The sequence below is a fragment of the Streptomyces regalis genome (assembly GCF_001509475.1).
Classification (GTDB): domain Bacteria; phylum Actinomycetota; class Actinomycetes; order Streptomycetales; family Streptomycetaceae; genus Streptomyces; species Streptomyces regalis.
The window spans coordinates 35,038-60,115 of sequence record NZ_LLZG01000299.1 but is presented as its reverse complement, the minus strand read 5'-3'; the positions used below and the strand labels follow the sequence as shown (position 1 = coordinate 60,115).

Below are 25,078 nucleotides of genomic sequence, written 5' to 3'. Positions count from 1 at the left end.
CTGCATACGCTCGGTTGTCCAGAGACGACGCCTTGCGGCGTTGGGCGAGTTCGGCCGTGGTCGACGAGGCGAGCGCGGCATGGTGGATCGAGGATCAGCGGCGAGGATGGGAGGCGGGAGACCGTTTCGCATTCGCCGTCGTGGAACGTCACGGTCCAGGAACGGACGGGCGGTTGGTGGGCAACGCAGTCCTCAAGAACGTCCATGCCGCGTTGCGCAGAAGTGCCGGTACGCACTGTCCGGGACCTTGCCCGCGGCACCGCCCCTCTGTCCCCGTGACGGCCACCTGCACATACGGCGCCGCAGTCGGCAGGACCTGCGTTCGGCAGGATGACCGCGCAAGCAACCTGCATCGAACCGCCCGGTCAATCGCGAACCGGCGTAAATCCACAGCTCGGCAGGCTCAAGGTTCCCTGAATTCGCGGTGATTGTGTTCACGCGCCGAGCGGTGGCCGCAGATCCATACCGTCCCGTAGCTTTTGCTGAGTTCACGGGGGAAGAGAGCAACGCTCAACTCTGATCCCGTCTCGGCCCGCGCGGCCGAGGCGGTGTTCGGCGTGCTCGGCGTGCTCGGCGACAAGCGGGCGAGTGGGGACCACATCACCCGGCGGTCTGTCCCCGCCGTACGGAATGTCGATCTCCCTGGAGAAACCCCTGCGCCGCCGCCTGCCCCTGTGGCCGATCCCCCTGCTGTGGACCCTCGCCCTCGGTCTGTGGGGGCTGTCCCGGCAGCACAGCGTGTGGCGGGACGAGGCCGCGACCTGGCAGGTGGCCCGGCGGTCCGTCGGGGACATCTGGCACATGCTGGGGCAGGTCGACGCCGTACACGGGCTCTACTACCTGCTGATGCACGCGCTCTTCGAGTGGTTCGGGCCCAGCACCACGACCCTGCGGCTGCCCTCCGTGCTGGCCATGGCGGTGGCGGCGGCCTGTGTGGCGGTCATCGGCCGGCGGCTGGCCGGGACCTGGGCGGGCTTGGCGGGCGGCCTGGCGTTCGGGCTGCTTCCGGCCGTGCAGTCCTATCTCCAGGAGGGGCGCCCCTACGCGCTGATCGCGGCCGGGGCCGGAATATCCACCCTGTTGCTGGTGACCGTCCTCCAGGGACGTGGCCGAGCGGTGCACTGGGCTGCCTACGGCGGCACGGTGGCGGTGTGCGGGCTGCTGAACTGGCTGTCGCTGCTGATCCTGCCCGCACATCTGGCGACCCTGCTGTGGACACGGGCCCCGCGGCGGACATGGATGCGGTGGGCGGTGGCCGCGACGGTCGCCCTGGTGGCTGTGCTGCCGTTGATCCTGTTCAGCCGGCGCCAGTCCGCCCAGGTCTCCTGGATCCCGCCGCTGACCTGGCACATGATGATCGGCCCGGCGATCCTGCTGGCGATCGGCGGCCTCGGCGCCCTGCTGGACCGGCCACGAGCGGGCCGGCTGTCCGTGGCCGCCGTCGGGCTGCCGCTGCTGGCGGTGCCGCAGCTCGGCCTCCTCGGCCTCTCCCTGGTCCAGCCGCTGTTCCTGGACCGCTACGTCCTGTTCAGCATGCTCGGTCTGGCCCTGCTGATCGGCACAGCGCTGGGCACAGCCGTGCGGGCGGCCGGGCCGCGGTTCCCGAGAGCCTCGGCGTGGCTCGTCCCCGTGACGGTCGCCGTGGCGGTCGTGGCGCTGTTACCGCAGTCGACGGCCAAGCGGTCCCCGGCCAGCCGGGTGGACGACGTGATGGCGGTGGCGGCGGACGTGCGGCGCCTGAAACAGTCCGGGGACGCGGTGGTCTTCATACCGGCGGCCCGGCGCGACACCGCCCTGGTCTGCCCCGACGATTTCGCCGGACTGCGGGACGTCGCGCTGGCGGAAAGCCCTGTGGCGTCGGGGACGTTGAAGGGCAAGGAGGCCGGTCCGGCCCGGATACGTGGCGCGATGCTGGCTCAGCGGCGAATACTGCTGGTCACTGACGTGCCCTCGGTGGCACGGCCGGTGTCGGCGGAGCGGGACAGGATGAAGACCGCCGTGCTGAAGGAGCACTTCAAGGTGGTGGCGGACATACAGGTCCGCGGGCGGCGTGTGACGGCGTACGAACGACGGGGAACAGCGAACGCCGACGAATAGGGCCCGGCAGGTCCTGCGGCCGAGCCCCTTCGACGAACGTCAGTGGAACTGCGGCACGATCAGATAGATCCCGTACGCCACCACCGCCGCGCAGGCGACGAAGCACAGCCCGGCCTGGGCGACGCCGAGGGTGGACGTGCCGCCGACCTCCTCGCGGGTCCCCTCGTGGCGGGCCAGGCCCAGCACGCCGAAGGCGAAGACGGTGACCACGGCCACCGTGACCGCGAGGCTCACCGCGGCGACCTGGCCGAGTGCGGTCCAGTCGAGGTTCATGATCGGAACTCCCCTTGTCTCACTCTTGTCTTGGGCGGCCGCGTCTCAGGCGGCCGCGTCTCAGGCGGCCGCGTCTCAGGCGGCCGTGCCGACCTTCGTCGGCTCCGTGCTGCGGACCGTGACCTCGTGGGCGTCGTTGACGTTGTGCGCGGACACCGGGTTGCGGCGGGAGACGACGACGATGCCGGCGGCCACGGCCGCGCCGACCAGGGCGACCACGGCCGTACCGAGGTTGCCGCCGTGCTTGACCACGCTCGCCGAGACACCGCCGACCAGCGCGGCGGCGGGCAGGGTGACGAGCCAGGCCACGACCATCCGCCCGGCCACCCCCCAACGGACCTCCGCCAGGCGGCGGCCCAGCCCGGCGCCGAGGATGCTGCCGGAGGCGACCTGTGTGGTGGACAGCGCGAAGCCCAGGTGGGCCGAGGTGAGGATCACCGTCGTGGACGCAGTCTCGGCGGCGAAGCCCTGCGGGGACTGAATCTCCGTCAGGCCCTTGCCCATCGTGCGGATGATCCGCCAGCCGCCCAGGTAGGTGCCGAGACCGATGGCCAGGCCCGCCGAGGCGATCACCCACAGGGGCGGACCTGCGTCGTGGCCGAGCGCGCCCGCCGAGATCAGGGTCAGGGTGATGACGCCCATCGTCTTCTGCGCGTCGTTCGTGCCGTGGGCGAGGGAGACCAGCGAAGCCGAGGCGATCTGGCCGACGCGGAAGCCCTTGGTGACCGTCTGCTTGCGGGCGCGAGAGGTGAGCTTGTACGCCAGGTACGTGGCCAGCAGTGCCGCGACCCCCGCCACCAGCGGCGAGGCCACCGCCGGGATCAGCACCTTCTCGACAACCTTGTCAAAGTGCACGCCATGCGACCCCGCACCCACCCAGACGGCCCCGATCAGCCCGCCGAACAGCGCGTGCGACGAACTGGACGGCAGCCCGACCAGCCAGGTGAGCAGATTCCACAGGATCGCCCCCACCAGGCCCGCGAAGATCATGCCCGGGGTGACGAGTGCGTCGTCCACGATGCCGCCGGAGATCGTCTTGGCGACCTCGGTGGACAGGAAGGCACCGACGACGTTCAGGACGCCGCTGATGAGTACCGCCGTCTTCGGTCTGAGCGCCCCCGTGGCGATGGAGGTGGCCATCGCGTTCGCCGTGTCGTGGAATCCGTTGGTGAAGTCGAAGGCGAGGGCCGTCACAATGACGACCGCCACCAGGAACGTGATGTGGTCCATTCCCCAATGCAAACAAGCGCGGGCCAATTCGCGGAGAACCGACGGCAAAGCGTGTCCCAGGAGCCGGCGCGAGGTTGGTAAGGGTCCTGCAAAGCCGCCGTGGTGAACCTTGCCGTGGTGAACCTTGAGGGCGTCGAGGAGGTCCTGCTCGTCCCTACGGCTGCCGACAGACCCACGACCGCGTCGGCAGACCTACGATCGCCCCATGAGCATCCGCTGGACCTACGCCTTCGTCGACCGCCCCGCCGCGTCCTTCGCCCTGGCCCAAGTCTTCTGGACCGCGGTGACGGACACGCGGCTGTCCGAATTCCGCGGCGAGCAGGGCGAGTTCGTGACCCTGCTGCCGGGCGGCGGGGCCGACGCCTGCGTGAGGGCCCAGGGGATCGACTCGGGCGCCGGTGGCGCACATCTCGACTTCGCCGTGGACGACGTACCGGAATTCGTGAAGTCGGCGCTTGAGCAGGGTGCGGGCATCGCCGCCGAGCACGAGGGGTGGGCCGTACTGCGCTCACCCGCCGGGCAGTTGTTCTGTGCCGTGCCCTGGCACGGGGAGTCGGTGCGGCCGCCCGTGGTGCGCGGCAGTCGGCTGGACCAGGTCTGCGTGGACGTACCACCGTCGCTGTACGACGCCGAAGTCGCCTTCTGGAGCGGCCTGTTGGCGGGCTGGGCGTCGGCGCCCGGCTCCCGCCCCGAGTTCCATGTGCTCAGGCCTCCGGCCGGGCTGCCCGTCCGCATCCTGCTCCAGCGGCTCGGCGAGGAGCGGCCCGGAGAGGAGGGGCCCGGAGAGAAGCGCTCCGCCTCCGCCCACCTGGACCTCGCCTGCGCGGACATCGCGGCGACCCGCGCCCGGCACCAGGAACTGGGCGCGACGTTCGTCGCCCAGGGCGCCCACTGGACGGTGATGCGCGATCCGGCGGGCGGCGTGTACTGCCTGACGGCTCGCGACCCGGAGACGGGCGGACTGGCCGCTTCTAGCGCGTCCTGACGAAGCAGAGGAGTTGTGCCGCGCCGTTCTCGTCGCGCGTGGGGCTCGGGCACGCCGACGGCCACACTTCCGGAAGCGACGGCGCAGGACTGGCCTCCTCCTAGCGGTACGGCCCCGGCGGCTCCGCCGAATCCCGCAACCACACCGTCGCCCCGCCCGCGCCGGCCACGACGATCACCCACACCGCCCCGATCCACCGCCATAACCTGCGGCGACCCGTCACCCCCACGGCTCCACGTCCACCACCGCGTCCACCGGGATGGGCCCGTACACGTGCGGGAACTCCTCGCTCCCGGGCTCCGGCGCCTCGTACTTCAGCGGCACATCGAGCCGCGCGGGGTCCACGACCAGCACCACGAGCTCGTCGGGGCCGTCGTAGGAGCCGTACAGGAAGGCCGCCACGGCCGGGAGTTGGGCACGGGTCGAGCAGTGGATGAAGCCCTCGTCCCGGAGCGTGCGACCGCGGGTCGAGATCTCGTACGTGCCGTGCTCGCGTGCCGCGTCCCACAGAGAGCGCTCGGTGATGTGGAGGATGTACGTGCGTTCGGACATGGGCCCACGCTACGGCCTGAGTCGGGCCGCCCGCGCGTGCAAATAGCGCTGCTCCGGCAGGCTCAGGGTCTTGGCGGCCGCGGCCTCGTAGGCGGCGCGGGCCTCGTCGTGGGCGCCCGCCCGCTCCAGGAGGTGCCCGCGGACCGCGTCCAGGCGGTGCCCGGCACCCAACTCGCCCTCCAGCGCGATCAGTTCGGCCAGCCCCGCACGCGGTCCCTGGACCATCGCGACGGCCACCGCCCGGTTGAGCCGCTCGACGGGTCCGGGGACGAGGCGTACGAGGACGTCGTAGAGGCCGAGGATCTCCTTCCAGTCGGTCTCCTCGGCAGAGGGCGCCTCGTCGTGTACGGCAGCGATGGCCGCGCGCAGCTGGTACGGGCCGGCGCGACCCCGGGAGAGGGCACGGGTGACCAGGGCGACGCCCTCCTCGATCGCGGCCTTGTCCCAGCGGTCGCGGTCCTGTTCGTCGAGGGGGACGAGCTCGCCGTGCGGGCCGGTGCGCGCGTCGCGGCGGGCGTCGGTGAGCAGCATCAGGGCCAGCAGGCCGGCCACCTCGCCGTGGTCGGGGAGGAGCCGGTGGACCTCGCGGGTCAGCCGGATCGCCTCGCCGGCGAGTTCCCGCCGCGTCAGGCTCGTGCCCGAGGTCGCCGTATAGCCCTCGTTGAAGATCAGATACAGGGTCTGCAGGACGGCGGGCAGGCGGTCCTGCCAGTGGTCGGGGCGCCCGAAGCGCACCCCGCGGACCTTCTGCTTGGCCCGGCTGATCCGCTGGGCCATGGTCGCCTCGGGGACCAGATACGCGCGGGCGATCTCCGCCGTGGTCAGACCGCCGACGGCACGCAGGGTGAGGGCGATCTGGGCGGGCGGGGTCAGGTCCGGGTGGCAGCACAGGAAGAGCAGGGTGAGGGTGTCGTCCTCGCGGGGAGCGCGGTCCGCCCCCGGCGCCGGTGCCGTGAACGCGTCCCGTGGCGTCAGCGCCGCGACCTTTTCCTCCCGGGCCCGGCGCGCCTCCTCGGCACGCAGGGCGTCGGTCAGCCGGCGTGCGGCGACCTTGATCAGCCAGCCGCGCGGATTGTCGGGGACGCCGGCCCGCGGCCACTGCTCGGCCGCCGCGAGCAGGGCCTCCTGTACGGCCTCCTCGGCGGTGTCGAAGTGGCCGTACCGCCGCACCAGCGCGCCGAGGACCTGCGGCGCATGGCGGCGCAGCAGGTCCTCGGTCTCGGTCGGGCCGGCCATCGGCGGCTCAGCAGTCTCCGGCGCCGTCCAGGATGGGCCGGATCACCACCGGGTACACGGGGGCCCCGGCGGGCTGGGGGCAGCGGGTGACGCGCTCGGCGATCTCCGTGACCCGCTCCAGGCTCGCGCAGTCCAGCACCCAGTAACCGGCCAGCAGCTCCTTGGTCTCGCTGTACGGCCCGTCGGTGATCACTGCCTTGCCGTCGTCCCCCAGGGTGACGTGCCGGACCTTCGCGGGCTCGGCCAGTCCCTGTCCGTCGATCATCTCGCCGGTCTCGGCGAGGTCGTCGTTGAGGGCCTGCATGTAGGCGTACATCGCCTGGACCTCCTCCTGGCTCCAGGCAACGGAGTGCTCGGACGCCTTGCCCTGCATCGCCTCGTAGTCCGCCTGTGTGCCCTGCACCATGACCAGGTACTTCATCGGTACGCTCCTTCGGTTTCCGTCGGCTCGGGCCGCCCTTGGCGGGCGGCTCTCACAGGGGACGTCGGAGCCGGGCCGGGATTCTCGACACGAGGTTCAGGAATTTTTCGCGGTGGGTTTCTCCGGCTGCTCGTGCTTCTGCGTGTTCTTCTGCTCGTGTTTCCGCTCGTGCTTCTCTTCGTGCTCGGCGTCGCCCTCGGTGTACGCAGGGCACTCGGGGTTCCGGCACGGGCCGGGCACCCATGTGGGGACCCAGGCGCCCAGCGTCTTGTGGCGCCGGACGACCGTATCGACGGGCTGTCCGCATTCGGGACAGACGTGCTCTTCGCTGCCCATGTCCCCAGAGTAGGGCGGGAGACCGCTCAGCGCTTCCTGCTGTACGTACGGACCACGGCGCCGTTGCCGAACGTCCGCACCGCGTCGAGGGTGAACTCCGTGACGGCGGAATCCGAGCCGAACATCGGCATGCCCGTGCCGTACACGATGGGGTAGGTCTTGATGACGAGCTCGTCGATCTCGTCGAGCAGTTCACCCGCGATCTGCGAACCCCCGCACAGGTAGATGCCGAACTGGCCGTCCTCCGCCTTGAGTTCGCGCACCTTCGCGACCAGGTCGTCGCCGATGATCTCGACGTTCGCATCGGGCGACTCGGTCAGGGTGCGTGAGGCGACGTACTCGCGCAGATGGGCGTACGGGCTGGTGACGCCCTCCTTCAGCGCCAGGTCGTAGCTGCCCCGGCCCTGGATGATCGTGTCGAACCTCTTGTTCTCGAGGTCGCCGAGGCCGAGCGCCCGACGGCCGTGGGTCGGCAGGGTCTCCGGGTATTCGCTCCTGAGGAAGGCGAGGTACTCCTCGTCGACGAAGCGGAGCATCGCTGTCGCGTCCCCGCTCGGGTCTCCGATGAAGCCGTCGAGCGAGCAGGCGATGAAGTAGGTGAGCTTTCGCAAGCCGGTCTCTTTTCGTAGGCTGGTCAACCACTCCGGTTGCAGTGCTTCAGTTGTAGTACTTCGCCTGTAGTGGTTGCAAGGGTATTTTGGGGGCCGGATGGAAGTGAGAGAGGGGATTCCGAATGGCGGGCAATCCGGAGCGCCGGGCCGCGCTCGTCGACGCGGGTGTCGAGGTGCTCGCGCGCGAGGGTGCGCGCGGGCTGACGTTCCGCGCGGTGGACGCCGAGGCGGGGGTGCCGGTCGGCACCGCCTCCAACTACTTCACCGGGCGCGATGACCTGCTCCGGCAGATCGACGCCCGGCTGCACGTCCGGCTGGCGCCCGACCCGGAAGTGATCGCCGGGCTGCTGACCCGGCCGAAGGACCGCTCTTTGGTCACCGCCTTCATGCACGACCTGATGGCCCGCGCGACCCGCGACCGCACGGGCTATCTGGCCCTGCTGGAGATGCGCCTGGAGGCCAGTCGGCGCCCCGAACTGCGCTCCTCCTTCACCAAGTCGGTGCGCGGTGACCTGGAGGAGGGCATGGAGTTCCACCGGAGCGCCGGGCTGCCCGGCGGCGACGAGGTCGTCACCGTGCTCTATCTCGCGATGCTCGGGCTGCTCCTGGAGCACCTGACACTGCCGGACGTACTGGACGGCGTCCTGCCCGGGGTCGGCGTGCCGGACGGGCTGGTCGAGCGGATCGTGGAGACGGTCGTACCGGAGGGGTAGGTCAGGGGCAGGTCAGGGCTGCCGGGGGCGGCTCAGGCGCGCGGCTCGCGCCACATCGGCCACATCCGGGGGCCGTCCGGGAGGTCGAGGGGACGGCCCTGGAGTTCGAAGCCGAGGCGCTCGTACAACTTCCGGCTGCGGTCGTTGCTCGCCTCCAGGTAGGCGGGCAGGCCGTCGCGGTCGCAGCGCTCGAGGACCGAGTTCAGGAGCGCGGTGCCGAGGCCCTCGCCCTGGCGCTCGGGTGCCGCGGCGATCATCCACAGGTATTCGTGCGCACGGCCGGAAGGATGGATACCGGCTGTCAGACGGCCGATCAGCTCGACGCGCTCGTTCTCCGGGTCGACGGCCTCACGCAGCCGCGCGGGCCCTTCGTCGTCATGATCCTGCTCGTCGGCCGGCAGCGACATCCACAACGCGCACGCCGCGCCGTCCTCGGTGACGTCGATACGGCCGACGCTGAACACGATGTCGGCGAACGCGGCCATGAGCCTGGGGTGCGCGACACGGCGGTGCCCCTCGCCCGGGAACACCCAGCCGCTGACCGGATCGTCCTGGAAGGCCGCGTCCAGCAGCCGCACCACCAGCTCACGGTCCCCCGCGCCCGCCGTCCGGATCCGCACGCCCATGTGTACCCGCCCCTTCACGTCAACCGGCCTTGATCGTAGGACGATCGGAGCGGGCGTGCCGCCCGCGGAACGACTTTGTCGAGATCTGTCCGGTACGAGGGCCGGTAGGCAGGCCTGTGCGCAGGGCCAGCGCACGGGGACGGGCCCCGCACACCGTGGGGATGTGCGGGACCCGCCGGTCCGGAGCCGCCCGGCGGCCGTACGGGGTCAGGAACCGTACGGCCCCGAGGGCTCCGGGGTCTCGACGACCGCCGGCTGCCGCGGCCGAGCGATGCGGCCTTCGGCTGCCGGGGCCCTCAGTTGCTGCGCCGCGTCACGTACTCCGCCAGAGCCAGCAGTCCGCCCGCCTGCTCCGGTTCGGGGACCGCGCGGGCCAGTTCCTGCATGGCGCGGGCCATCCGGTCGGCGGCCTGAGCCTGCGCCCAGTCACGGCCACCCGCTCGTTCGACGGCAAGGGCGGTCGCCTGCAAGTCCTCCTTGTCGTACGGCATTTCGTACAGCGCGGCCAGTTCCGCCGCCGCCGGGCCGCCGGAGGTCAGCGCGGCGACGACCGGCAGGGACTTCTTGCGGGCGGCGAGGTCCGCGCCGGCCGGTTTCCCGGTGTGGCCGGGGTCGCCCCATATGCCGATCACGTCGTCGATGAGCTGGAAGGCGAGCCCCGCCTCACGGCCGAACGCGTCCAGCGCCGTCACGTCCTCCTCCGGCGCACCCGCGTACAGCGCACCGATGGCACAGGCGCACCCCAGCAGGGCGCCGGTCTTGGCCTCGGCCATGCCGAGCACCTCGTCGAGCCCGATGTCGCCGGGGCCGCGCTTCTCCATCGCCGTGTCCGCGTGCTGGCCGGTGCACAGCTCGATGACACAGGCCGCGAGGCGAGCGGCGGCGGCCGTGGACGCCGGGTGCGGGTCCTCGGCGAGCAGCCGCAGGGCCAGCGCCTGGAGGGCGTCCCCGGCGAGGATCGCGTCGGCGTCGCCGAACACCGTCCATGCGGTGGGCCGGTGCCGGCGCAGGGTGTCCCGGTCCATCACGTCGTCGTGCAACAGCGTGAAGTTGTGCACCAGTTCCACCGCCACCGCGGCCCGTACGGCCGCCGCCCGCGCCGCCGGTCCGCCGAAGGCTGCGGCCGCGGTGAGGACGAGGGCGGGACGGATCGCCTTGCCCGCGTTGCCCGCCGCCGGGGTGCCGTCCGGGTGCTCCCAGCCGAAGTGGTAGAGCGCGACCCGGCGCATGGAAGGCGGCAACGACTCGAGAGCGGCCCGCAGTTCGGGGTCGACCGACGCCCGGACGCGCTCCAGGATCACCACCGCCTCGGGCCCTTCGAGCGGACCCGGCCCGCCGTCGATGTCGGTCGCGATCGGCCTGTGCCTTTCGAGCGTCTCGGTGGACGGCAGCGCCCCGGCAGGGCGCTGCTGCGTCTCCGTCATGAACTCACCCATGGCATCGCCTCGGAGAGTCGGCGGACGGTGGCCCTTCCGCTACGGCTGGGCGCCTACCCCGAGGATGTACCCACGCCGGGTGCGCGGGACACGGCGTACGGGCGGCCGGAGTCCGGTCGGGACGGGCCCGGGCGGGGAAGGTCACCGCCAGCGCCCGATCTCGACGTTCTCCAGCACGCCGAGGGCGTCCGGCACCAGAACCGCGGCCGAGTAGTAGGCCGTCACCAGGTACTTGATGATGGCCTGTTCGTTGATGCCCATGAAGCGGCAGGACAGGCTCGGCTCGATCTCGTCCGGGATGCCTGCCTGCTGCAGCCCGATGACGCCCTGGTCCGCCTCGCCGGTACGCATGGCGATGATCGAGGTCGTCCGGGCCTCGGTGACCGGGATCTTGTTGCAGGGGAAGATCGGTACCCCGCGCCAGGTGGGGATGCGGTTGCCGGCCATCTCGATGGTCTCGGGGACCAGCCCGCGCTTGTTCAGCTCACGCCCGAACGCGGAGATGGCGCGCGGGTGGGCGAGGAACAGCTTGGTGCCGCGCCGCCGGCACAGCAGCTCGTCCATGTCGTCGGGGCTGGGCACGCCGTCGTGCGGCTGGAGCCGCTGGTCGTACTCGCAGTTGTTGAGCAGCCCGAACTCGCGGTTGTTGATGAGTTCGTGCTCCTGGCGCTCCTTCAGGGCCTCGACGGTCAGCCGGAGCTGCTGCTCGGTCTGGTTCATCGGCTGGTTGTAGAGGTCGGCCACGCGCGTGTGGATGCGCAGCACGGTCTGGGCGACGCTCAGTTCGTACTCACGGGGCCTGGCCTCGTAGTCGACGAAGGTGTGCGGGATGTCGGGCTCGCCGCTGTGGCCGGCGGCGAGGTCGATCTCCTTCTCGCCGTACTTGTTGGTGCGCTGACCGGGGATCGCCCGCAGCTGTTCGAGGTGCTCGCGCAGGGAGTCGGCGCGCTCGGCGACCAGCTCGGCATCCTGGCGGGACAGGACGAGCACCGTGCACGCGGTGACCGCGCGGGCCGTGTACTCCCAGATCGCGTCCGCGTCGAGCAGCGCCTGCTCGCCGAGGTAGGCCCCGTCGGCGAGGACACCCAGGGACTCGTCCTCCCCGTACGGACCCGTGCCGATCTTCTCCACCCTGCCGTGCGCCAGCAGGTACACCTCGTCGGTCTGGCTGCCGAACGAAGCGATCACGTTCCCCGCCGCGAACTCCCGCTGCTGGCAGCGCTGGGCGAGCTCGGAGAGCACCTCTTCGTCCTCGTACGACCGCAGCGCGGGCAGTTCGGTCAGCTCGGCGGGGATCACCTCGACCCGGTCGCCGGTCTTCACGAACGTGATACGGCCGTCCCCCACGGCGTAGGTCAGACGCCGGTTCACCCGGTACGTGCCGCCCTGCACATTCACCCATGGCAGCATGCGCAGCAGCCAGCGAGAGCTGATCTCCTGCATCTGGGGTGCGGACTTGGTCGTGGTGGCCAGGTTCCGCGCGGCCGCCGTGCCGAGACTCTGCTGCGGCTTGTCCTGCTCCGTGCGGACCTCTTCGCCTACCGACATAAGGAACTGCCCTCCCGGTCATGCTCCGGCGCCGATCTGGCGCCACGCATCGCGATCTGCACGACCGAGCCTTCCACCACTGAGTGTGCTGGTGCTATTACACGAAAGAGCGGGAATGGATCACGGTCGACTGGGCAAATAGAGGGCTCTTGTCCACTCGCGACAGCACGGCTGCCGTCCCGCGCACGCCACGGCGTTTGTCCGAAACGGCTCGCACACCGTGCGATTCAAGGAGTCCCGTCTGCCCGTTTTCGGTAAGTCACCGATACGAGGCGGCCGCGCACGGCGGCCGACGCACGGCACGAAGGAGGCGGTCATGGCCACACCCATGTCCGCGAGCAGATTCCTGGAGAGACTCAGGGCGGAGGGCGCGACGGTCGTCGAGGTCGGCGACTGGGAGCATCACAACCGCAACCACGTAGGCCCTTGGGGCCCCGTCCACGGCGTGATGATCCACCACACCGTGACCAAGGGCAGCGCACACACGGTGGAACTCTGCCGCAACGGCTACGAAGGGCTGCCGGGCCCGCTGTGCCACGGCGTCATCACCAAGGACGGCACGGTCCACCTCGTCGGCTACGGCCGCGCCAACCACGCCGGCCTCGGCGACGACGACGTACTGCGCGCGGTCATCGCGGAAAAGGCCCTGCCTCCCGACAACGAGGCCAACACCGACGGCAACCGCCACTTCTACGGCTTCGAGTGCGAGAACCTGGGTGACGGACAGGATCCGTGGCCGCAGCCCCAGCTGGAAGCGATCGAACGGGTCTCGGCGGCCGTCTGCCGCCATCACGGGTGGACGGAGCGGTCGGTGATCGGAGTGGCAGCCCGGGAAGGTGGATCCGCGGGGGTTCACGATGGCCTGGATGCGGGAGCGGATCCGGGAGCGGCTGAAGTAGAGCAGCCGTAGCCATGGGCCCGGGCGACAATGGCCAGGTGACCAGCCCCGACGTCCCCGACCTCAGCGCCCTCCGTCCCCGGCTCCCCTCCCCCCTGCAGGAGGCGGCCGACGAGCGGTTCACGCGTCGCGGTGTCCGTCTGCTCCTCAAGCGCGACGACCTGATCCACCCTGAGCTGATCGGCAACAAATGGCGCAAGCTCGCGCCGAACCTGACGGCCGCGGCCGGTCGCCCGATCGTCACCTTCGGCGGCGCCTACTCCAACCACCTGCGCGCCACCGCCGCCGCGGGCCGGCTCCTCGGCCTGCCCACGGTCGGCGTGGTGCGCGGTCAGGAACTGGCCGAACGGCCACTGAATCCGTCCCTCGCGCGGTGCGTGGCCGACGGTATGCGGCTGCATTTCGTCGACAGGTCGACGTACCGCCGCAAGACCGACCCCGAAACGCGTGTGGCCATCCTGCGCGCGGCGGGTGCGCAGGGGGCGTACGTCGTCCCGGAAGGCGGCAGCAACGCCCTTGCCGTACGGGGGTGCCGGGCCCTCGGCGAGGAGCTGCGGGGGCAGGCCGACGTGGTCGCGATCGCGTGCGGTACGGGCGGGACGCTGGCGGGGCTGGCGGCCGGACTGGGCCCCGGTCAGCGGGCCCTCGGCATCCCCGTCCTCAAGGGCGGCTTCCTCGGCGACGACGTACGGGGCCTGCAGGCCGAGGCGTTCGGCGGGCCGCGCGGCGACTGGTGGCTGGACGAGCGGTTCCATTTCGGGGGGTACGCCCGTAGCACGCCCGAGCTCGACGCCTTCGCGGAGGACTTCGAGGAACGGCATGGGGTACCGGTGGAGCGTCTCTATGTCGCCAAATTGCTGTATGGGCTCGTGGTGTTGGTGGAGGAAGGGGTGTTCGAGGCGGGGGGCGTGGTGGTTGCCGTGGTGACCGGAGCGCCGTTCGGCGGGTGACTAGCGGGACTTTCTGGTGAAGCGGCGCTTTGTCGTTTTCATCGCCGTCAGTTTCTGCGCTTTGCGATGGAGCCCCATGTCCCTGTAGATCGCGGCGAGGGATTGGGTAGTGGCCTGGGTGTCTTCGTGGTCGTCACCGAGGACGCGGCGCTGACGGGCACGCACGTCTTCCAGCAACTTCGTGCCCGCCTCGAAGGAACGCAGCTTGCACAGGGTGACGCCGAGGTTGTGAGCCGACATGAGGGTCTCGTGGTGGTCCTCACCGAGGATGCGGCGACGCCGGGCGACAACATCCTCGAGCAGGCGACGGGCTTCTTCGTAGTCACGCAACCCGTGCAAGGCGGCGCTGAGAACGCCGGCGGAATGCAACGTATCAGGGTGATCCGGACCCAGGACACGACGCTGCTGGTCGACAACGTCGACGAGCACGCGATGGGCTGCTTCGTATTCATGCACCGCGTTCAGGGCGGTGGCGAGGGTATACGCGGCCTCGAAGGTTTCTGGATGATCGCCGCCGGAGGCCCGGCGACGCCGGGAGAGGACGTCCTCGAGCATGCTGCGAGCCTCGCGGCGTTTACCCAGCTTGTTCAGGGTGGCAGCAAGGCGCTGAACAGCATCGAGAGTCAGAGGGTGGTCATCGCCGAGCGTGCTCCGGCATCGGGCCCGGGTCTCCTCGTGCAGGCGGCGGGCCCCGGTCACGTCGCCGAGTGCGCGAAGGGATTCGGCAAGATTCAGGGCAGTCCGGAGCGTGTCGGGGTGGCCATCGCCGAGAACCCGTCGGAGGCGTGCCAGGGTGTCCTCGCTCATGTCGCGCGATGCGACGAACTCATCCAGTGCAGCCAGGGCCGCGGCCAGATTGCCGGCGGACTCAAGGGTCTTGGGAGACTCGTCACCGAGAACACGGCGCCGACGGGCCAGAGTCTCCTCGTGGACGCGCCGTGACTCCCGATACTCACCCAGCGAGGAGAGAATCGCGGCGAAGTCGTTGGCGGACTGCAGTGTGTCGGGGTGGTCGTCCCCCAGCGTTCGACGCCGACGTGCGAACGCGTCCTCGATGATCGGTCGGGCCCCCCGGATGTCGCCCAGGTCCGATGTCGCGTGGCCGAGATACTGAGTACAGGTCAGAACATCGGGGTGGTCAGGACCCGATTGCGCGGTCCACGCCCCTCGCAGGGTCGTGGCAAGTTCTACGGCGGTCCGCGGTTGGGCACTGCGGATCAGGAAATGCACGGCATTGCGGAGCACCGGACGCAGCTCGGGCCGGTGAGTGATGTCGATGTGCTGCGACCAGAGGTGCGAAGTCAGGCTCGCCCAGGTGGGCCAGTTGGCCGGCGGTTCGGGATCTCCTGGCTCGACGGCTGCGAGGACGGCCGCCGCGTCGTCGTGTATCGCCTCGGCCTGCGCCGGATCGGCCTGATCGCGGAGCACGGCCTGGGTCAGGCGATGGATCTGGAGGGTCTCGCCGTCGATGCGGGCGAGGCCGTAGCGGCGCAGTGGTTCGAGGGCGGCCCGCGTCCACAACAGGTCGTCGGGATCGCCAGGGATCGTGGACAGCCGGGGCGCGCGGTCACCAGCCACTCGGTGGGGATCGGCTCCGGGCCGAGGAACGCGGCGAGCCGGAGCAGGGCCGCGGCGTCGGGGTGCTTGTCGTCGAGGCCTTCGACGGCGATGCCGACCGCGGCGGCCAGGGGCACCGGATAGTCCGGGACCCCGCCTTCGCGCAGGATCCGGCTCGTGCTGTCGTTCAGGAGCCGCCGATAGAGGTCGACGGTCGTGCCGTTCTCGATCACGCCCGCGGCCTGCGCGAGAGCCAGCGGCAGATCACCGACCTCCCTGGCCAGAGTGTCCGCCTGTTCGTCGGAGATGCCCGAGACCCGGCTCCGGAGGTACGCGAGCGAGTCGGCCCGCGAGAACACGTCGAGGGCCGTCGGGCGGGCCAGGCGGCGCCAGTTGGGGTTGCGTGAGGTGATTAGGACGTGTCCGGGGCCCTCGGGCAGCCACGGCTCGATCTGGTCCGGGTCCTCCGCGTTGTCGAGGATGATCAGCCACCGGGGCCGGGTGCGCAGGTGCTGCAGCAGCATCCGGGCATTGTGTTCGGCACCGGCTTCGGCGAGAGCGACGCCGACCCGGTCGGCCAGCTCCGTGTAGTGGATCGGGATCTGGTCGCTCTGCTCCGCGTCGATCCACCACACCAGGTCGTACTGGCTGGCGAACCGGTGGGCGTACTCCAGGGCGATCTGCGTCTTACCGATCCCGCCCATCCCGTGCAGCGCGTACACGACGGACTGCCGCCCGCTGAGCAGACCGTCCCTGAGCTCGACCATCTGGGCCTCGCGCCCGGAGAAGTCGTGGTTGCGGCGGCGTACGTTCCACACCTCGGGCTCATCGGTGCCGCCGGGCAGCGCCGGCCTGGGCCCCTCGGGCACCGAGGGCGCCGCGGGCCCGGCAGATCCGTCCGGCGCCTCGGGACAGCTCCCCGGAAACGCCGGACGCTCGGTCGGCCGCCCCTCCCCGCTCACCGCGGCCCGCAATGCCTCGATGGCCGCGGCCTCGTCCAGGCCGTGCAGGTTCGTGCGTACCTTCGCGGCGAACATGGGATCGACGTCGTTGTTGGTCAGCGGTTCCACCGCGAGCGGAAGGACCCGGTCCCGACGGGCGACGACCGCGGACCGCTCCTCCTCGGTCCAACGCCCGTCCTCGAAGTACGACTTGGAGAGCAGAGCCACGACGGCGTCGGCCTTCTCCAGCCCCTCGTCCATCCGCTTGACGAAGTCGTCCCCGGTCCGCCAGTCCCATATGTCGAGCTCGACAAGGTGACCATCCCGCTCGAGGTGCCACCCCACCCACTCGGCCCACAGCCGGTCCGCCCCCGCGTAACTGATGAAGAACCGCTGTGAGGTGCCGGCCATCGAGCCCCCCGAGTCACCCAGTGCCGATCGTGTCCCTCCTATGATCCACCGTCAGAAGCGCACGCGGGTAGGGAAATGCGCACCCCGCCGCCCGGCCGCTCACCCCGCCTCCCGATAGGCCGCCGCCTCCTCCAGATCGAGTCTGCGCAGCAGCGTCCGCAGCATCTCGTCGTCGATATGGCGACCGTCCCGCAGCTTCACGAACACCGTGCGCTCGGTGCCGATCACCTCCCGGGACAGGCGCCGGTAGGTGTCGTCGACGGACTCTCCGGTGACCGGATTGGCCTGGCCCAGCCGTTCCCAGACGGAGTTGCGGCGCCTTTCCAGGACGGCTCGCAGGCGGTCGGCCAGTGGGGCCGGGAGCGCGTTGCGTTCGTCGGCGAGGAGTTCCTCCAGGCGTAGCTCGGCGGCACGGGAGGCCTGCGCCTGGGCGTTCGCCTCGGCGAGGGTCTCGGCCTGTGCGTCCCGGCCGGGAAGTTTCAGGAGCCGGATCAGGGGCGGCAGCGTCACGCCCTGGACGACCAGCGTGCCGATGACCGTCGTGAAGGTCAGGAAGAGGATGAGGTTGCGCTCGGGGAAGGCCTCGCCCCCGTGCACCGTGAGCGGGATCGAGAAGGCGATGGCCAGCGAGACCACGCCCCGCATCCCGGCCCACGCGACGATGAACGGCCCCTTCCAGGTCGGGTTGTCCTCACGCCCCCGGATCCGCGCCGACATCATGCGAGGCAGGAAGGTCGCCGGATACACCCACACGAACCGCGAGACGACGACCACGACGAAGACGGCGACCGCGTACCAGGCCGCGCGTCCGCCCTCGTACTCCCCGAGACCCCTGAGGACCACCGGCAGCTGCAGTCCGATGAGCGCGAACACCGCCGACTCCAGCACGAACGCGACCATCTTCCACACCGCCTCCTCCTGGAGCCGGGTGGCGAAGTCGACCTCCCACGCGCGGTGCCCCAGGTACAGCGCGACGACCACGACCGCCAGCACCCCGGAGGCGTGCACCTGCTCGGCGGCCGCGTACGCGACGAACGGGATGAGCAGCGAGAGCGTGTTCTGCAGCAGCGCCTCCTTCACATGCGTGCGCAGCCAGTGGATCGGCACCATCAGCACAAGCCCTATGCCGATGCCGCCGAGCGCCGCGAGCAGGAACTCGCCGATGCCGCCGGCCCAGGTGGCGCCCTCTCCTACGGCGGCCGCGAGCGCCACGCGGTAGGCGGTGATCGCGGTGGCGTCGTTCACCAGGGACTCGCCCTGCAGGATCGTGGTGATCCGGGACGGCAGCCCCACCCGGCGCGCGACCGCGGTCGCCGCGACCGCGTCCGGCGGCGCCACCACCGCGCCCAGCACGAGCGCCGCCGTCAGCGGCAGATCCGGCACGAGGAGATACGCGGCCCAGCCGACGGTGAAGGTCGCGAAGAGCACGTACCCCACCGACAGCAGCATCACGGGCCGCATCTGGGCCCGCAGATCGAGATACGAACTGTCCGTCGCCGCGCTGTGCAGCAGCGGGGGCAGCACCAGCGGCAGGACGATGTGCGGGTCGAGGGTGTACTCGGGGACGCCCGGCACGTATGACACCGTAAGCCCGGCGGCGACGAGCAGCAGCGGCGCCGGCACCGGGGACCAGCGGGCGCCCGCGGCCACCGCGGCACTGCCCGCCACCAGCAACAGCAGCGGCATCACGTCCATGCTTCTCGCCCGCCCTCGCCCGTCCTGCCGGCCACGCGCGCGTGTGCCGCCGTCTTCCGGATGCGCTCGCTCATGGTCTGCGCCCGCCCCCGATCATCCGCCGTGGACCGCACTTGATCATCGCCGTACGCCCGCCCTCGTTTTTCCGCGCGGCCATCCTCGCGGCCGTCGTAACCTGGCAATCATGAAACAGTGCACGCACGCCGACGCGCTGCCGCACCCGGAACCCGTGCCGCTGAACGAGACGTGCCCGGAGTGCCTGGCGGACGGCATGCACCCCGTACAACTGCGGCTCTGTCTCAGCTGCGGGCATGTCGGCTGCTGCGACTCCTCGCCGGGGAGACATGCGACAGAACACCACAAGGAGTCCGGTCACCCGGTGATGCGGACGTTCGAGCCGGGCGAGGAATGGCGTTGGTGCTTCGTCGACCACGTACTCGTGTGACCCTGGATCCGGACGGTTCGACCGTCTGACGTCTGGGTACGTCAACCCGGCGCGCGCTCTTCCCAATTGGAGCCGCAGACCCCTAGACACGGAGCGTATCCACAGGTTTACTGTGAGTGACGGCAAGGGGTTGGGTCCTGGGGACAGGAAAGTTCAGAGCGCGATAGCGTCACCGCTGAACCACACATCGCGTTACCCCGGGGGGCGACCCTCGGCCCCGAGAAGCTTGTACCACCTTGGAGGTGAGGGTGTCCCAGATCGCAGGCGAGCCCGCGACCCAGGACTTCGTGGAAGTCCGGCTGCCGGCCGCGGGTGCCTACCTGTCGGTGCTGCGTACGGCCACTGCCGGCCTCGCGGCCCGTTTGGACTTCACCCTCGACGAGATCGAGGACCTGCGCATCGCGGTGGACGAGGCATGCGCGATCCTGCTCCAGCAGGCCGTGCCCGGCTCGGTACTCAGCTGTGTGTTCCGGCTCGTGGACGACTCGCTCGAGGTCACCGTCTCGGCCCCGACCACGGACGGCCACGCTCCCTCCAGGGACACCTTCGCCTGGACCGTGCTGTCCGCCCTCGCGGGCAAGGTCTCCTCCGCCGTGGACGAGGACAAAACCGTTTCGATCAGCCTCTACAAACAGCGCGGCGCGGGACCCGGGCCGGCGTGAGGAACGGGGACGGGCCGGTGCGGGACGAAGAGCGCGGCACACGAGAGCTGCCGGACGGCGCTGCCCCCTGCTCGGACGGAGCCGAGAGCCTGGGGGTGGGCCCGAGCGGTCCGAGCGGTTCCCGACGCATGGCGGACGGCATCGACGGCATCCCCGAGCAGGCCCGGCCGCACCCGGAGGACGACTCCGTGGAGGCCGGCTTCCTGGCCGACGGACGGGATGACGAAGGCGCCGTGCAGAGCGCGCCTCCGGGCGGAGGGACCGGGATTCCCCCCGTCCGCGTGGAGGCGAGGGCTCGGGAGAGGGCAACGGGCGGGACGATGAGCGAGCACGAGCGAAACGCCGAGGACGAGGCGATGGGCGCGCACAGTGTGCAGGCCACCCAGCACGACCCTCAGGACCGCAGCGGGGCGCGCGCCATGTTCGTCGAGCTGCGCAAGCTGCAGGACGGCAGCCCCGAGTACGCGGAGCTGCGCAACAAGCTGGTCCGTATGCATCTGCCGCTCGTCGAGCACCTCGCGCGCCGCTTCCGCAACCGCGGCGAGCCGCTGGACGACCTCACCCAGGTCGCCACCATCGGCCTGATCAAGTCGGTCGACCGCTTCGACCCGGACCGCGGCGTCGAGTTCTCGACCTACGCGACCCCGACGGTCGTCGGCGAGATCAAGCGGCACTTCCGCGACAAGGGCTGGGCGGTGCGGGTGCCGCGGCGCCTCCAGGAGCTGCGCCTCGCCCTGACGACGGCCACGGCCGAGCTGTCCCAGCAGCACGGCCGCTCCCCCACCGTCCACGAACTCGCCGAGAAGCTGGCGATCTCGGAGGAGGAGGTCCTGGAGGGCCTGGAGTCCGCCAACGCGTACTCCACGCTCTCCCTGGACGTCCCCGACACGGACGACGAGTCCCCTGCGGTCGCGGACACGCTGGGCGCGGAGGACGAGGCGCTGGAGGGCGTCGAGTACCGGGAGTCGCTGAAGCCGCTACTGGAAGACCTCCCGCCGCGCGAGAAGCGGATCCTGCTGCTGCGGTTCTTCGGCAACATGACCCAGTCGCAGATCGCGCAGGAGGTCGGGATCTCCCAGATGCACGTGTCCCGACTGCTGGCGCGCACACTGGCTCAGCTGCGGGAGAAGTTGCTGGTGGAGGAGTGACGGTCGGCTGAGAGCCGTCGGCTACTTCTGATCCGGTGCGCTGCCGGGTCCCCGGATCCCGAGGGCCTCGGTGGTCGCCGGATTGACCAGGAGCACGAGCGTGGCGATCGCGACCACGGCGATCGCGATCCCCGCCGGGATGGCGATGCTGTCGGCCTGCAGCAGGCTGTAGGCCACCGGCAGCGCCAGGATCTGCGTGATGACGGACGGCCCTCGACTCCAGCTGCGCTGCGCGAACAGACCCCGCGCGGCGAGCAACGGCAGCAGAGCGAGAACGATCAGCGTCACGCCGAGAGTGACAGCCTGCTGCCGGTCGTCCGGATCCCCGGCAAGCCCCAGCACCATCACCCAGCCGCCCCCGACGGCGAGCCCCAGCCCTTCCAGCGCGGTGAGAGCCGCCGCATACGTCAGCCGCCGCGGGCGCGGACCGGCGGTTTCCGGGGTGGTGGGGGTCTGCTCCTTGGTCACCCCTGAAGGGTAGCCCTCCGCAATATCCCCCTCGGCAGCCACGGGGGCCCCGCACCCCTCCACGCCGACCCGCGCATTCCAGCCCGTCCGGGGGTGCCCCCCTCTAGGGGAGTTTGAGGACGAGGCCCGTTCAGGGCCGAAGCGGGGGTCTGGGGGCGGCAGCCCCCAGCAGGGGCCGGCGCTGACGCCGGTCACCTTCACAGCGGACGGCATCAATACACGCGGCCCGACCGACGGAGTCCCCCGTGTCGAGACTCACGCCCGATGTCTTACTTGATCCCTACCTCGCCCTGTGCCCGGTACCCCCCAGTAGGTACGCTGCAACTCATGCGTGCACTTCTCGTGGTCAATCCGGCAGCAACCACCACAAGCGCACGTACGCGCGATGTCCTGATCCATGCGCTCGCCAGCGAGATGAAGCTCGAGGCGGTCACCACCGAGTACCGCGGCCACGCGCGCGACCTGGGCCGGCAGGCGGCGGAGAGCGACGACGTCGACCTGGTCGTGGCCCTCGGCGGCGACGGCACCGTGAACGAGGTCGTCAACGGCCTCCTGCACGCCGGCCCGAACCCGGAGCATCTCCCCGGCGTGGCCGTGGTCCCCGGCGGCTCCACCAATGTCTTCGCCCGCGCACTGGGCCTGCCGAACGACCCCGTGGAAGCGACCGGCGCCCTCCTGGACGCCCTGCGCGACGGCAGCGAACGCACGGTCGGGCTCGGCCTGACCTCCGGCACCCCGGGCACGGAGGACGAAGGGGTCCCGTCCCGCTGGTTCCTCTTCAACGCGGGACTCGGCTTCGACGCCGGCGTGGTGGGCCGCGTGGAGCAGCAGCGCGAACGGGGCAGGAAATCCACACACGCTCTCTACCTCCGCCAGGCCATGCGCCAATTCCTCGGCGAACCCCACCGCCGACACGGCGCGATCACCCTGGAGCGCCCGGGCGAGGACCCGGTGACCGATTTGGTGCTGTCCATAATCTGCAACACCGCTCCGTGGACGTATCTAGGCAATCGTCCGGTGTACGCGGCGCCTAAGGCCTCGTTCGATACGGGGCTCGACGTACTCGGTCTCAGCCGCATGTCCACGGTCGCGGTTGCCCGGTATGCGACGCAGTTGCTCACTTCGTCCCCCGGGCGCGGACCCCATGGCAGGCATGCCGTCACGCTCCACGACCTGGACCAGTTCACCTTGCATTCGAAGGCCCCGCTCCCCCTCCAGATGGACGGCGACCACCTCGGGCTGCGTACGAGCGTGACGTTCACAGGCGTACGCCGTGCACTGCGTGTGATTGTGTGAGCGGAACGGGCTAAAGTCCTTTCACTCGAACGTTTAGGCCAGGATCCACCCCATGGAAGTACGGCTGTGACCTAGTCGACACCGAGGAATCAAAAAAAACTTTCCGGAAGGGGTTGTATCCGTCGCTGAGGTTTGCGAGTCTCTACGTGGCGATCGGGACAGCCCGCAACACCGGCTCCACAGATCACCGGAACCCCTCTTCACATCACAGGACCTCGTCAGGGAACCTGACGGTCGGCCCTTCACTTGTTGAGGGATTCGTGAAAGCGTTCACATTCACAAGCAACTTGCACGTAATACACAAGGAGAGGTAGCAGCCATGGACTGGCGTCACAACGCCGTTTGCCGCGAGGAAGACCCCGAGCTCTTCTTCCCCATCGGCAACACCGGTCCTGCGCTGCTGCAGATCGAGGAAGCCAAGGCCGTCTGCCGTCGCTGCCCCGTTATGGATCAGTGTCTGCAGTGGGCGCTCGAGTCCGGCCAGGACTCCGGCGTCTGGGGTGGTCTCAGCGAGGACGAGCGTCGCGCCATGAAGCGCCGTGCCGCCCGCAACCGGGCCCGTCAGGCATCCGCCTGACAACACCCGCCCCGCAAACAGCCTGAGCTTGGCGGCGCGTACAGCGAGTACGCATCTCCCGCCCCCGAGCCGCAGCGCGCAGTATCCCCCGGTGCGCCTAGCAATAGAGCAGCAACGAGCGACTAGCCCTGGACCTACGGGTCCGGGGCTCTTTGCTGTTCCGGGACTCCCAGCTGTTCGCTGTTCCGGGGCTCCCCGCTGTTCGGGGAGCTGTCCCCGAACAGCCCGTCGGCCGGCCCTACTTGTGTGCCCGCACCGGAATGTCGAGGATCACCCGAGTCCCCCGCTCCGGCGCCGGAACCATGTCGAACGTGCCGCCCAACTCGCCCTCCACCAGCGTCCGTACGATCTGCAGGCCGAGGTTGCCCGCGGTGTGCGGGTCGAAGCCCTCGGGCAGACCCGCGCCGTCGTCCTGGACGGTGACCAGGAGGCGGGCCTGCTTCGTCGTGCCGCCGCGGACCGCCGAGACCTCGACCGTGCCGGTGTCGCCCTCGCGGAAGCCGTGCTCCAGGGCGTTCTGGAGGATCTCGGTCAGGACCATCGACAGCGGGGTGGCGACCTCGGCGTCCAGGATGCCGAAGCGGCCGGTGCGCCGGCCGGCGACCTTGCCGGGCGAGATCTCGGCGACCATCGCCAGCACCCGGTCGGCGATCTCGTCGAACTCCACGCGCTCGTCCAGGTTCTGGGAGAGCGTCTCGTGCACGATCGCGATCGACCCGACCCGGCGTACCGCCTCTTCGAGAGCTTCGCGGCCGCGGTCGGACTCGATGCGCCGGGCCTGGAGGCGGAGCAGGGCGGCCACCGTCTGGAGGTTGTTCTTGACGCGGTGGTGGATCTCCCGGATGGTGGCGTCCTTGGTGATCAACTCGCGCTCGCGGCGGCGCAGTTCGGTGACGTCCCGGAGCAGGACCAGCGAACCGATGCGGGTGCCCTTGGGTTTGAGGGGGATCGCCCGGAACTGGATGACACCGTCGCCCGACTCGATCTCGAACTCGCGGGGCGCCCAGCCGCTGGCGACCTTGGCCAGCGCCTCGTCCACCGGGCCGTGGGTCGGGGCGAGTTCGGCGGTGGTCTTGCCCAGGTGGTGGCCGACGAGGTCGGCGGCGAGGCCGAGACGGTGGTAGGCGGAGAGCGCGTTCGGAGAGGCGTACTGGACGATGCCGTCGGCGTCGACGCGGATCAGGCCGTCGCCGACGCGCGGCGAGGCGTCCATGTCGACCTGCTGGTTGGCGAACGGGAACGCGCCGGCCGCGATCATCTGCGCGAGGTCGGAGGCGCTCTGGAGGTAGGTCAGCTCCAGGCGGCTCGGGGTGCGCACGGTCAGCAGGTTGGTGTTGCGCGCGATGACACCCAGGACGCGCCCTTCGCGTCGTACGGGAATGGACTCGACGCGGACCGGCACCTCCTCGCGCCACTCGGGGTCGCCCTCCCGCACGATCCGGCCCTCGTCGAGCGCGGCGTCCAGCATCGGGCGGCGGCCGCGCGGGACGAGGTGGCCGACCATGTCGTCCTGGTACGAGGTCGGGCCGGTGTTGGGCCGCATCTGCGCGACGGAGACATAGCGGGTGCCGTCGCTGGTGGGGACCCACAGGACGAGGTCGGCGAAGGAGAGGTCGGAGAGCAGCTGCCACTCCGAGACCAGCAGGTGGAGCCACTCGAGGTCGGAGTCGTCGAGGGCTGTGTGCTGGCGTACGAGTTCGTTCATGGAGGGCACGTGGCCGAGCGTACCTGGCGGTACGGACATGACTCGAAATCAGCCACTTCAACGGGCTGCGGGGGCCGGAAACACCCGCGGGCCGCGGCGCCTGGGAGGGACCCTCAACCCTCCCGGCACCGCAGCCCGGAGCAACATCGGCCGTGGGGTGTGCGGTCCCAGTCGGCCGAAGGATGAGGAGCCGGGGCAGTCAGGGCAGAGAGCTCCGGTTCCTCGGTCCGTCTTCCTGTGCGGGGAAGACGGAAGTCGGTG

Annotated in this window: 24 protein-coding genes and 1 pseudogene; 10 read left to right on the top strand and 15 right to left on the bottom strand. The window is 70.4% G+C overall.

Annotated elements, in window-relative coordinates; translation table 11 throughout:
• The first annotated feature begins 630 nt into the window (after positions 1-630).
• A complete protein-coding gene (locus tag ADL12_RS26885) occupies positions 631-2,097 on the top strand; it encodes a glycosyltransferase family 39 protein (RefSeq protein WP_062706117.1) in 1,467 nt (488 codons plus the stop codon).
• A gap of 39 nt (positions 2,098-2,136) precedes the next feature.
• Here ADL12_RS26885 and ADL12_RS26880 read toward each other — a convergent pair whose 3' ends face one another.
• On the bottom strand, positions 2,137-2,370 hold the full coding sequence (locus ADL12_RS26880; protein ID WP_062706114.1) for a hypothetical protein: 234 nt from the start codon (positions 2,368-2,370) through the stop codon (positions 2,137-2,139).
• Positions 2,371-2,445: 75 nt separating this feature from the next.
• Positions 2,446-3,600 carry an inorganic phosphate transporter gene (locus ADL12_RS26875; protein ID WP_062706110.1) on the bottom strand — a complete coding sequence of 385 codons (1,155 nt, stop codon included), beginning with the start codon at positions 3,598-3,600 and terminating at the stop codon, positions 2,446-2,448.
• Between the two features lie 205 nt (positions 3,601-3,805).
• Between ADL12_RS26875 and ADL12_RS26870 the strand changes: the two genes are divergently transcribed.
• A complete protein-coding gene (locus tag ADL12_RS26870) occupies positions 3,806-4,585 on the top strand; it encodes a VOC family protein (RefSeq protein WP_062706108.1) in 780 nt (259 codons plus the stop codon).
• A gap of 219 nt (positions 4,586-4,804) precedes the next feature.
• On the opposite strand, the gene ADL12_RS26860 is transcribed toward ADL12_RS26870, so the two are convergent.
• The 5 genes from ADL12_RS26860 to ADL12_RS26840 form a co-directional block, all read right to left on the bottom strand.
• Positions 4,805-5,137 (bottom strand): DUF952 domain-containing protein, encoded by a 333-nt coding sequence (locus tag ADL12_RS26860; protein WP_062706103.1) that lies wholly within the window; start codon positions 5,135-5,137, stop codon positions 4,805-4,807.
• A gap of 9 nt (positions 5,138-5,146) precedes the next feature.
• Complete coding sequence (locus ADL12_RS26855; RefSeq protein ID WP_062706100.1) at positions 5,147-6,373, bottom strand: RNA polymerase sigma factor; 1,227 nt, start codon at positions 6,371-6,373, stop codon at positions 5,147-5,149.
• A gap of 7 nt (positions 6,374-6,380) precedes the next feature.
• Complete coding sequence (locus ADL12_RS26850; protein ID WP_062706098.1) at positions 6,381-6,794, bottom strand: YciI family protein; 414 nt, start codon at positions 6,792-6,794, stop codon at positions 6,381-6,383.
• A 96-nt stretch (positions 6,795-6,890) separates the two neighbouring features.
• On the bottom strand, positions 6,891-7,130 hold the full coding sequence (locus ADL12_RS26845; RefSeq protein ID WP_062706095.1) for a hypothetical protein: 240 nt from the start codon (positions 7,128-7,130) through the stop codon (positions 6,891-6,893).
• A gap of 26 nt (positions 7,131-7,156) precedes the next feature.
• The gene (locus ADL12_RS26840; RefSeq protein WP_062706092.1) at positions 7,157-7,741 is read right to left on the bottom strand and encodes a dihydrofolate reductase family protein; all 585 of its coding nucleotides are present in this window, start codon (positions 7,739-7,741) and stop codon (positions 7,157-7,159) included.
• Positions 7,742-7,863: 122 nt separating this feature from the next.
• Here ADL12_RS26840 and ADL12_RS26835 point away from each other — a divergent pair, with 122 nt between their 5' ends.
• Positions 7,864-8,454 (top strand): TetR/AcrR family transcriptional regulator, encoded by a 591-nt coding sequence (locus ADL12_RS26835; protein ID WP_062706089.1) that lies wholly within the window; start codon positions 7,864-7,866, stop codon positions 8,452-8,454.
• A gap of 32 nt (positions 8,455-8,486) precedes the next feature.
• Here the strand turns inward: ADL12_RS26835 and ADL12_RS26830 are convergent, their stop codons facing one another.
• The 3 genes from ADL12_RS26830 to ADL12_RS26820 form a co-directional block, all read right to left on the bottom strand.
• Complete coding sequence (locus ADL12_RS26830; protein WP_062706086.1) at positions 8,487-9,080, bottom strand: GNAT family N-acetyltransferase; 594 nt, start codon at positions 9,078-9,080, stop codon at positions 8,487-8,489.
• Positions 9,081-9,376: 296 nt separating this feature from the next.
• Complete coding sequence (locus ADL12_RS26825) at positions 9,377-10,504, bottom strand: family 2 encapsulin nanocompartment cargo protein polyprenyl transferase (protein ID WP_425265154.1); 1,128 nt, start codon at positions 10,502-10,504, stop codon at positions 9,377-9,379.
• A gap of 153 nt (positions 10,505-10,657) precedes the next feature.
• Complete coding sequence (locus ADL12_RS26820) at positions 10,658-12,064, bottom strand: family 2B encapsulin nanocompartment shell protein (RefSeq protein ID WP_062706080.1); 1,407 nt, start codon at positions 12,062-12,064, stop codon at positions 10,658-10,660.
• Positions 12,065-12,380: 316 nt separating this feature from the next.
• Between ADL12_RS26820 and ADL12_RS26815 the strand changes: the two are divergent.
• Together ADL12_RS26815 and ADL12_RS26810 are read left to right on the top strand one after the other, a co-directional pair.
• Positions 12,381-12,963 (top strand): annotated as a pseudogene (locus tag ADL12_RS26815) (N-acetylmuramoyl-L-alanine amidase).
• Positions 12,964-12,976: 13 nt separating this feature from the next.
• Positions 12,977-13,912 (top strand): 1-aminocyclopropane-1-carboxylate deaminase/D-cysteine desulfhydrase, encoded by a 936-nt coding sequence (locus tag ADL12_RS26810; RefSeq protein ID WP_062706078.1) that lies wholly within the window; start codon positions 12,977-12,979, stop codon positions 13,910-13,912.
• Here ADL12_RS26810 and ADL12_RS58145 read toward each other — a convergent pair whose 3' ends face one another.
• The 3 genes from ADL12_RS58145 to ADL12_RS26800 form a co-directional block, all read right to left on the bottom strand.
• A complete protein-coding gene (locus tag ADL12_RS58145; protein ID WP_341846382.1) occupies positions 13,913-15,142 on the bottom strand; it encodes a tetratricopeptide repeat protein in 1,230 nt (409 codons plus the stop codon). It lies immediately after the preceding gene.
• 206 nt (positions 15,143-15,348) lie between these two features.
• On the bottom strand, positions 15,349-16,821 hold the full coding sequence (gene fxsT / locus ADL12_RS58140) for an FxSxx-COOH system tetratricopeptide repeat protein (protein ID WP_341846381.1): 1,473 nt from the start codon (positions 16,819-16,821) through the stop codon (positions 15,349-15,351).
• Positions 16,822-16,920: 99 nt separating this feature from the next.
• A complete protein-coding gene (locus ADL12_RS26800; RefSeq protein ID WP_062706075.1) occupies positions 16,921-18,516 on the bottom strand; it encodes a Na+/H+ antiporter in 1,596 nt (531 codons plus the stop codon).
• Between the two features lie 184 nt (positions 18,517-18,700).
• Here ADL12_RS26800 and ADL12_RS26795 point away from each other — a divergent pair, with 184 nt between their 5' ends.
• From ADL12_RS26795 to ADL12_RS26785, 3 genes are all read left to right on the top strand, one after another.
• The gene (locus tag ADL12_RS26795) at positions 18,701-18,961 is read left to right on the top strand and encodes a UBP-type zinc finger domain-containing protein (protein ID WP_062706071.1); all 261 of its coding nucleotides are present in this window, start codon (positions 18,701-18,703) and stop codon (positions 18,959-18,961) included.
• Between the two features lie 248 nt (positions 18,962-19,209).
• Positions 19,210-19,623: an ATP-binding protein gene (locus ADL12_RS26790; protein WP_004925829.1), complete on the top strand. Its 414-nt coding sequence runs from the start codon at positions 19,210-19,212 to the stop codon at positions 19,621-19,623.
• A 17-nt stretch (positions 19,624-19,640) separates the two neighbouring features.
• A complete protein-coding gene (locus ADL12_RS26785) occupies positions 19,641-20,771 on the top strand; it encodes an RNA polymerase sigma factor SigF (RefSeq protein ID WP_079052302.1) in 1,131 nt (376 codons plus the stop codon).
• Positions 20,772-20,792: 21 nt separating this feature from the next.
• Here ADL12_RS26785 and ADL12_RS26780 read toward each other — a convergent pair whose 3' ends face one another.
• The gene (locus ADL12_RS26780; RefSeq protein WP_062706065.1) at positions 20,793-21,239 is read right to left on the bottom strand and encodes a hypothetical protein; all 447 of its coding nucleotides are present in this window, start codon (positions 21,237-21,239) and stop codon (positions 20,793-20,795) included.
• A gap of 327 nt (positions 21,240-21,566) precedes the next feature.
• Between ADL12_RS26780 and ADL12_RS26775 the strand changes: the two genes are divergently transcribed.
• Both ADL12_RS26775 and ADL12_RS26770 read left to right on the top strand, forming a co-directional pair.
• Positions 21,567-22,535 (top strand): diacylglycerol/lipid kinase family protein, encoded by a 969-nt coding sequence (locus tag ADL12_RS26775; protein WP_062706062.1) that lies wholly within the window; start codon positions 21,567-21,569, stop codon positions 22,533-22,535.
• Between the two features lie 319 nt (positions 22,536-22,854).
• On the top strand, positions 22,855-23,112 hold the full coding sequence (locus ADL12_RS26770) for a WhiB family transcriptional regulator (RefSeq protein ID WP_006142322.1): 258 nt from the start codon (positions 22,855-22,857) through the stop codon (positions 23,110-23,112).
• Between the two features lie 238 nt (positions 23,113-23,350).
• On the opposite strand, the gene ADL12_RS26765 is transcribed toward ADL12_RS26770, so the two are convergent.
• The gene (locus ADL12_RS26765) at positions 23,351-24,817 is read right to left on the bottom strand and encodes a sensor histidine kinase (RefSeq protein WP_062706159.1); all 1,467 of its coding nucleotides are present in this window, start codon (positions 24,815-24,817) and stop codon (positions 23,351-23,353) included.
• Positions 24,818-25,078 lie beyond the last annotated feature (261 nt).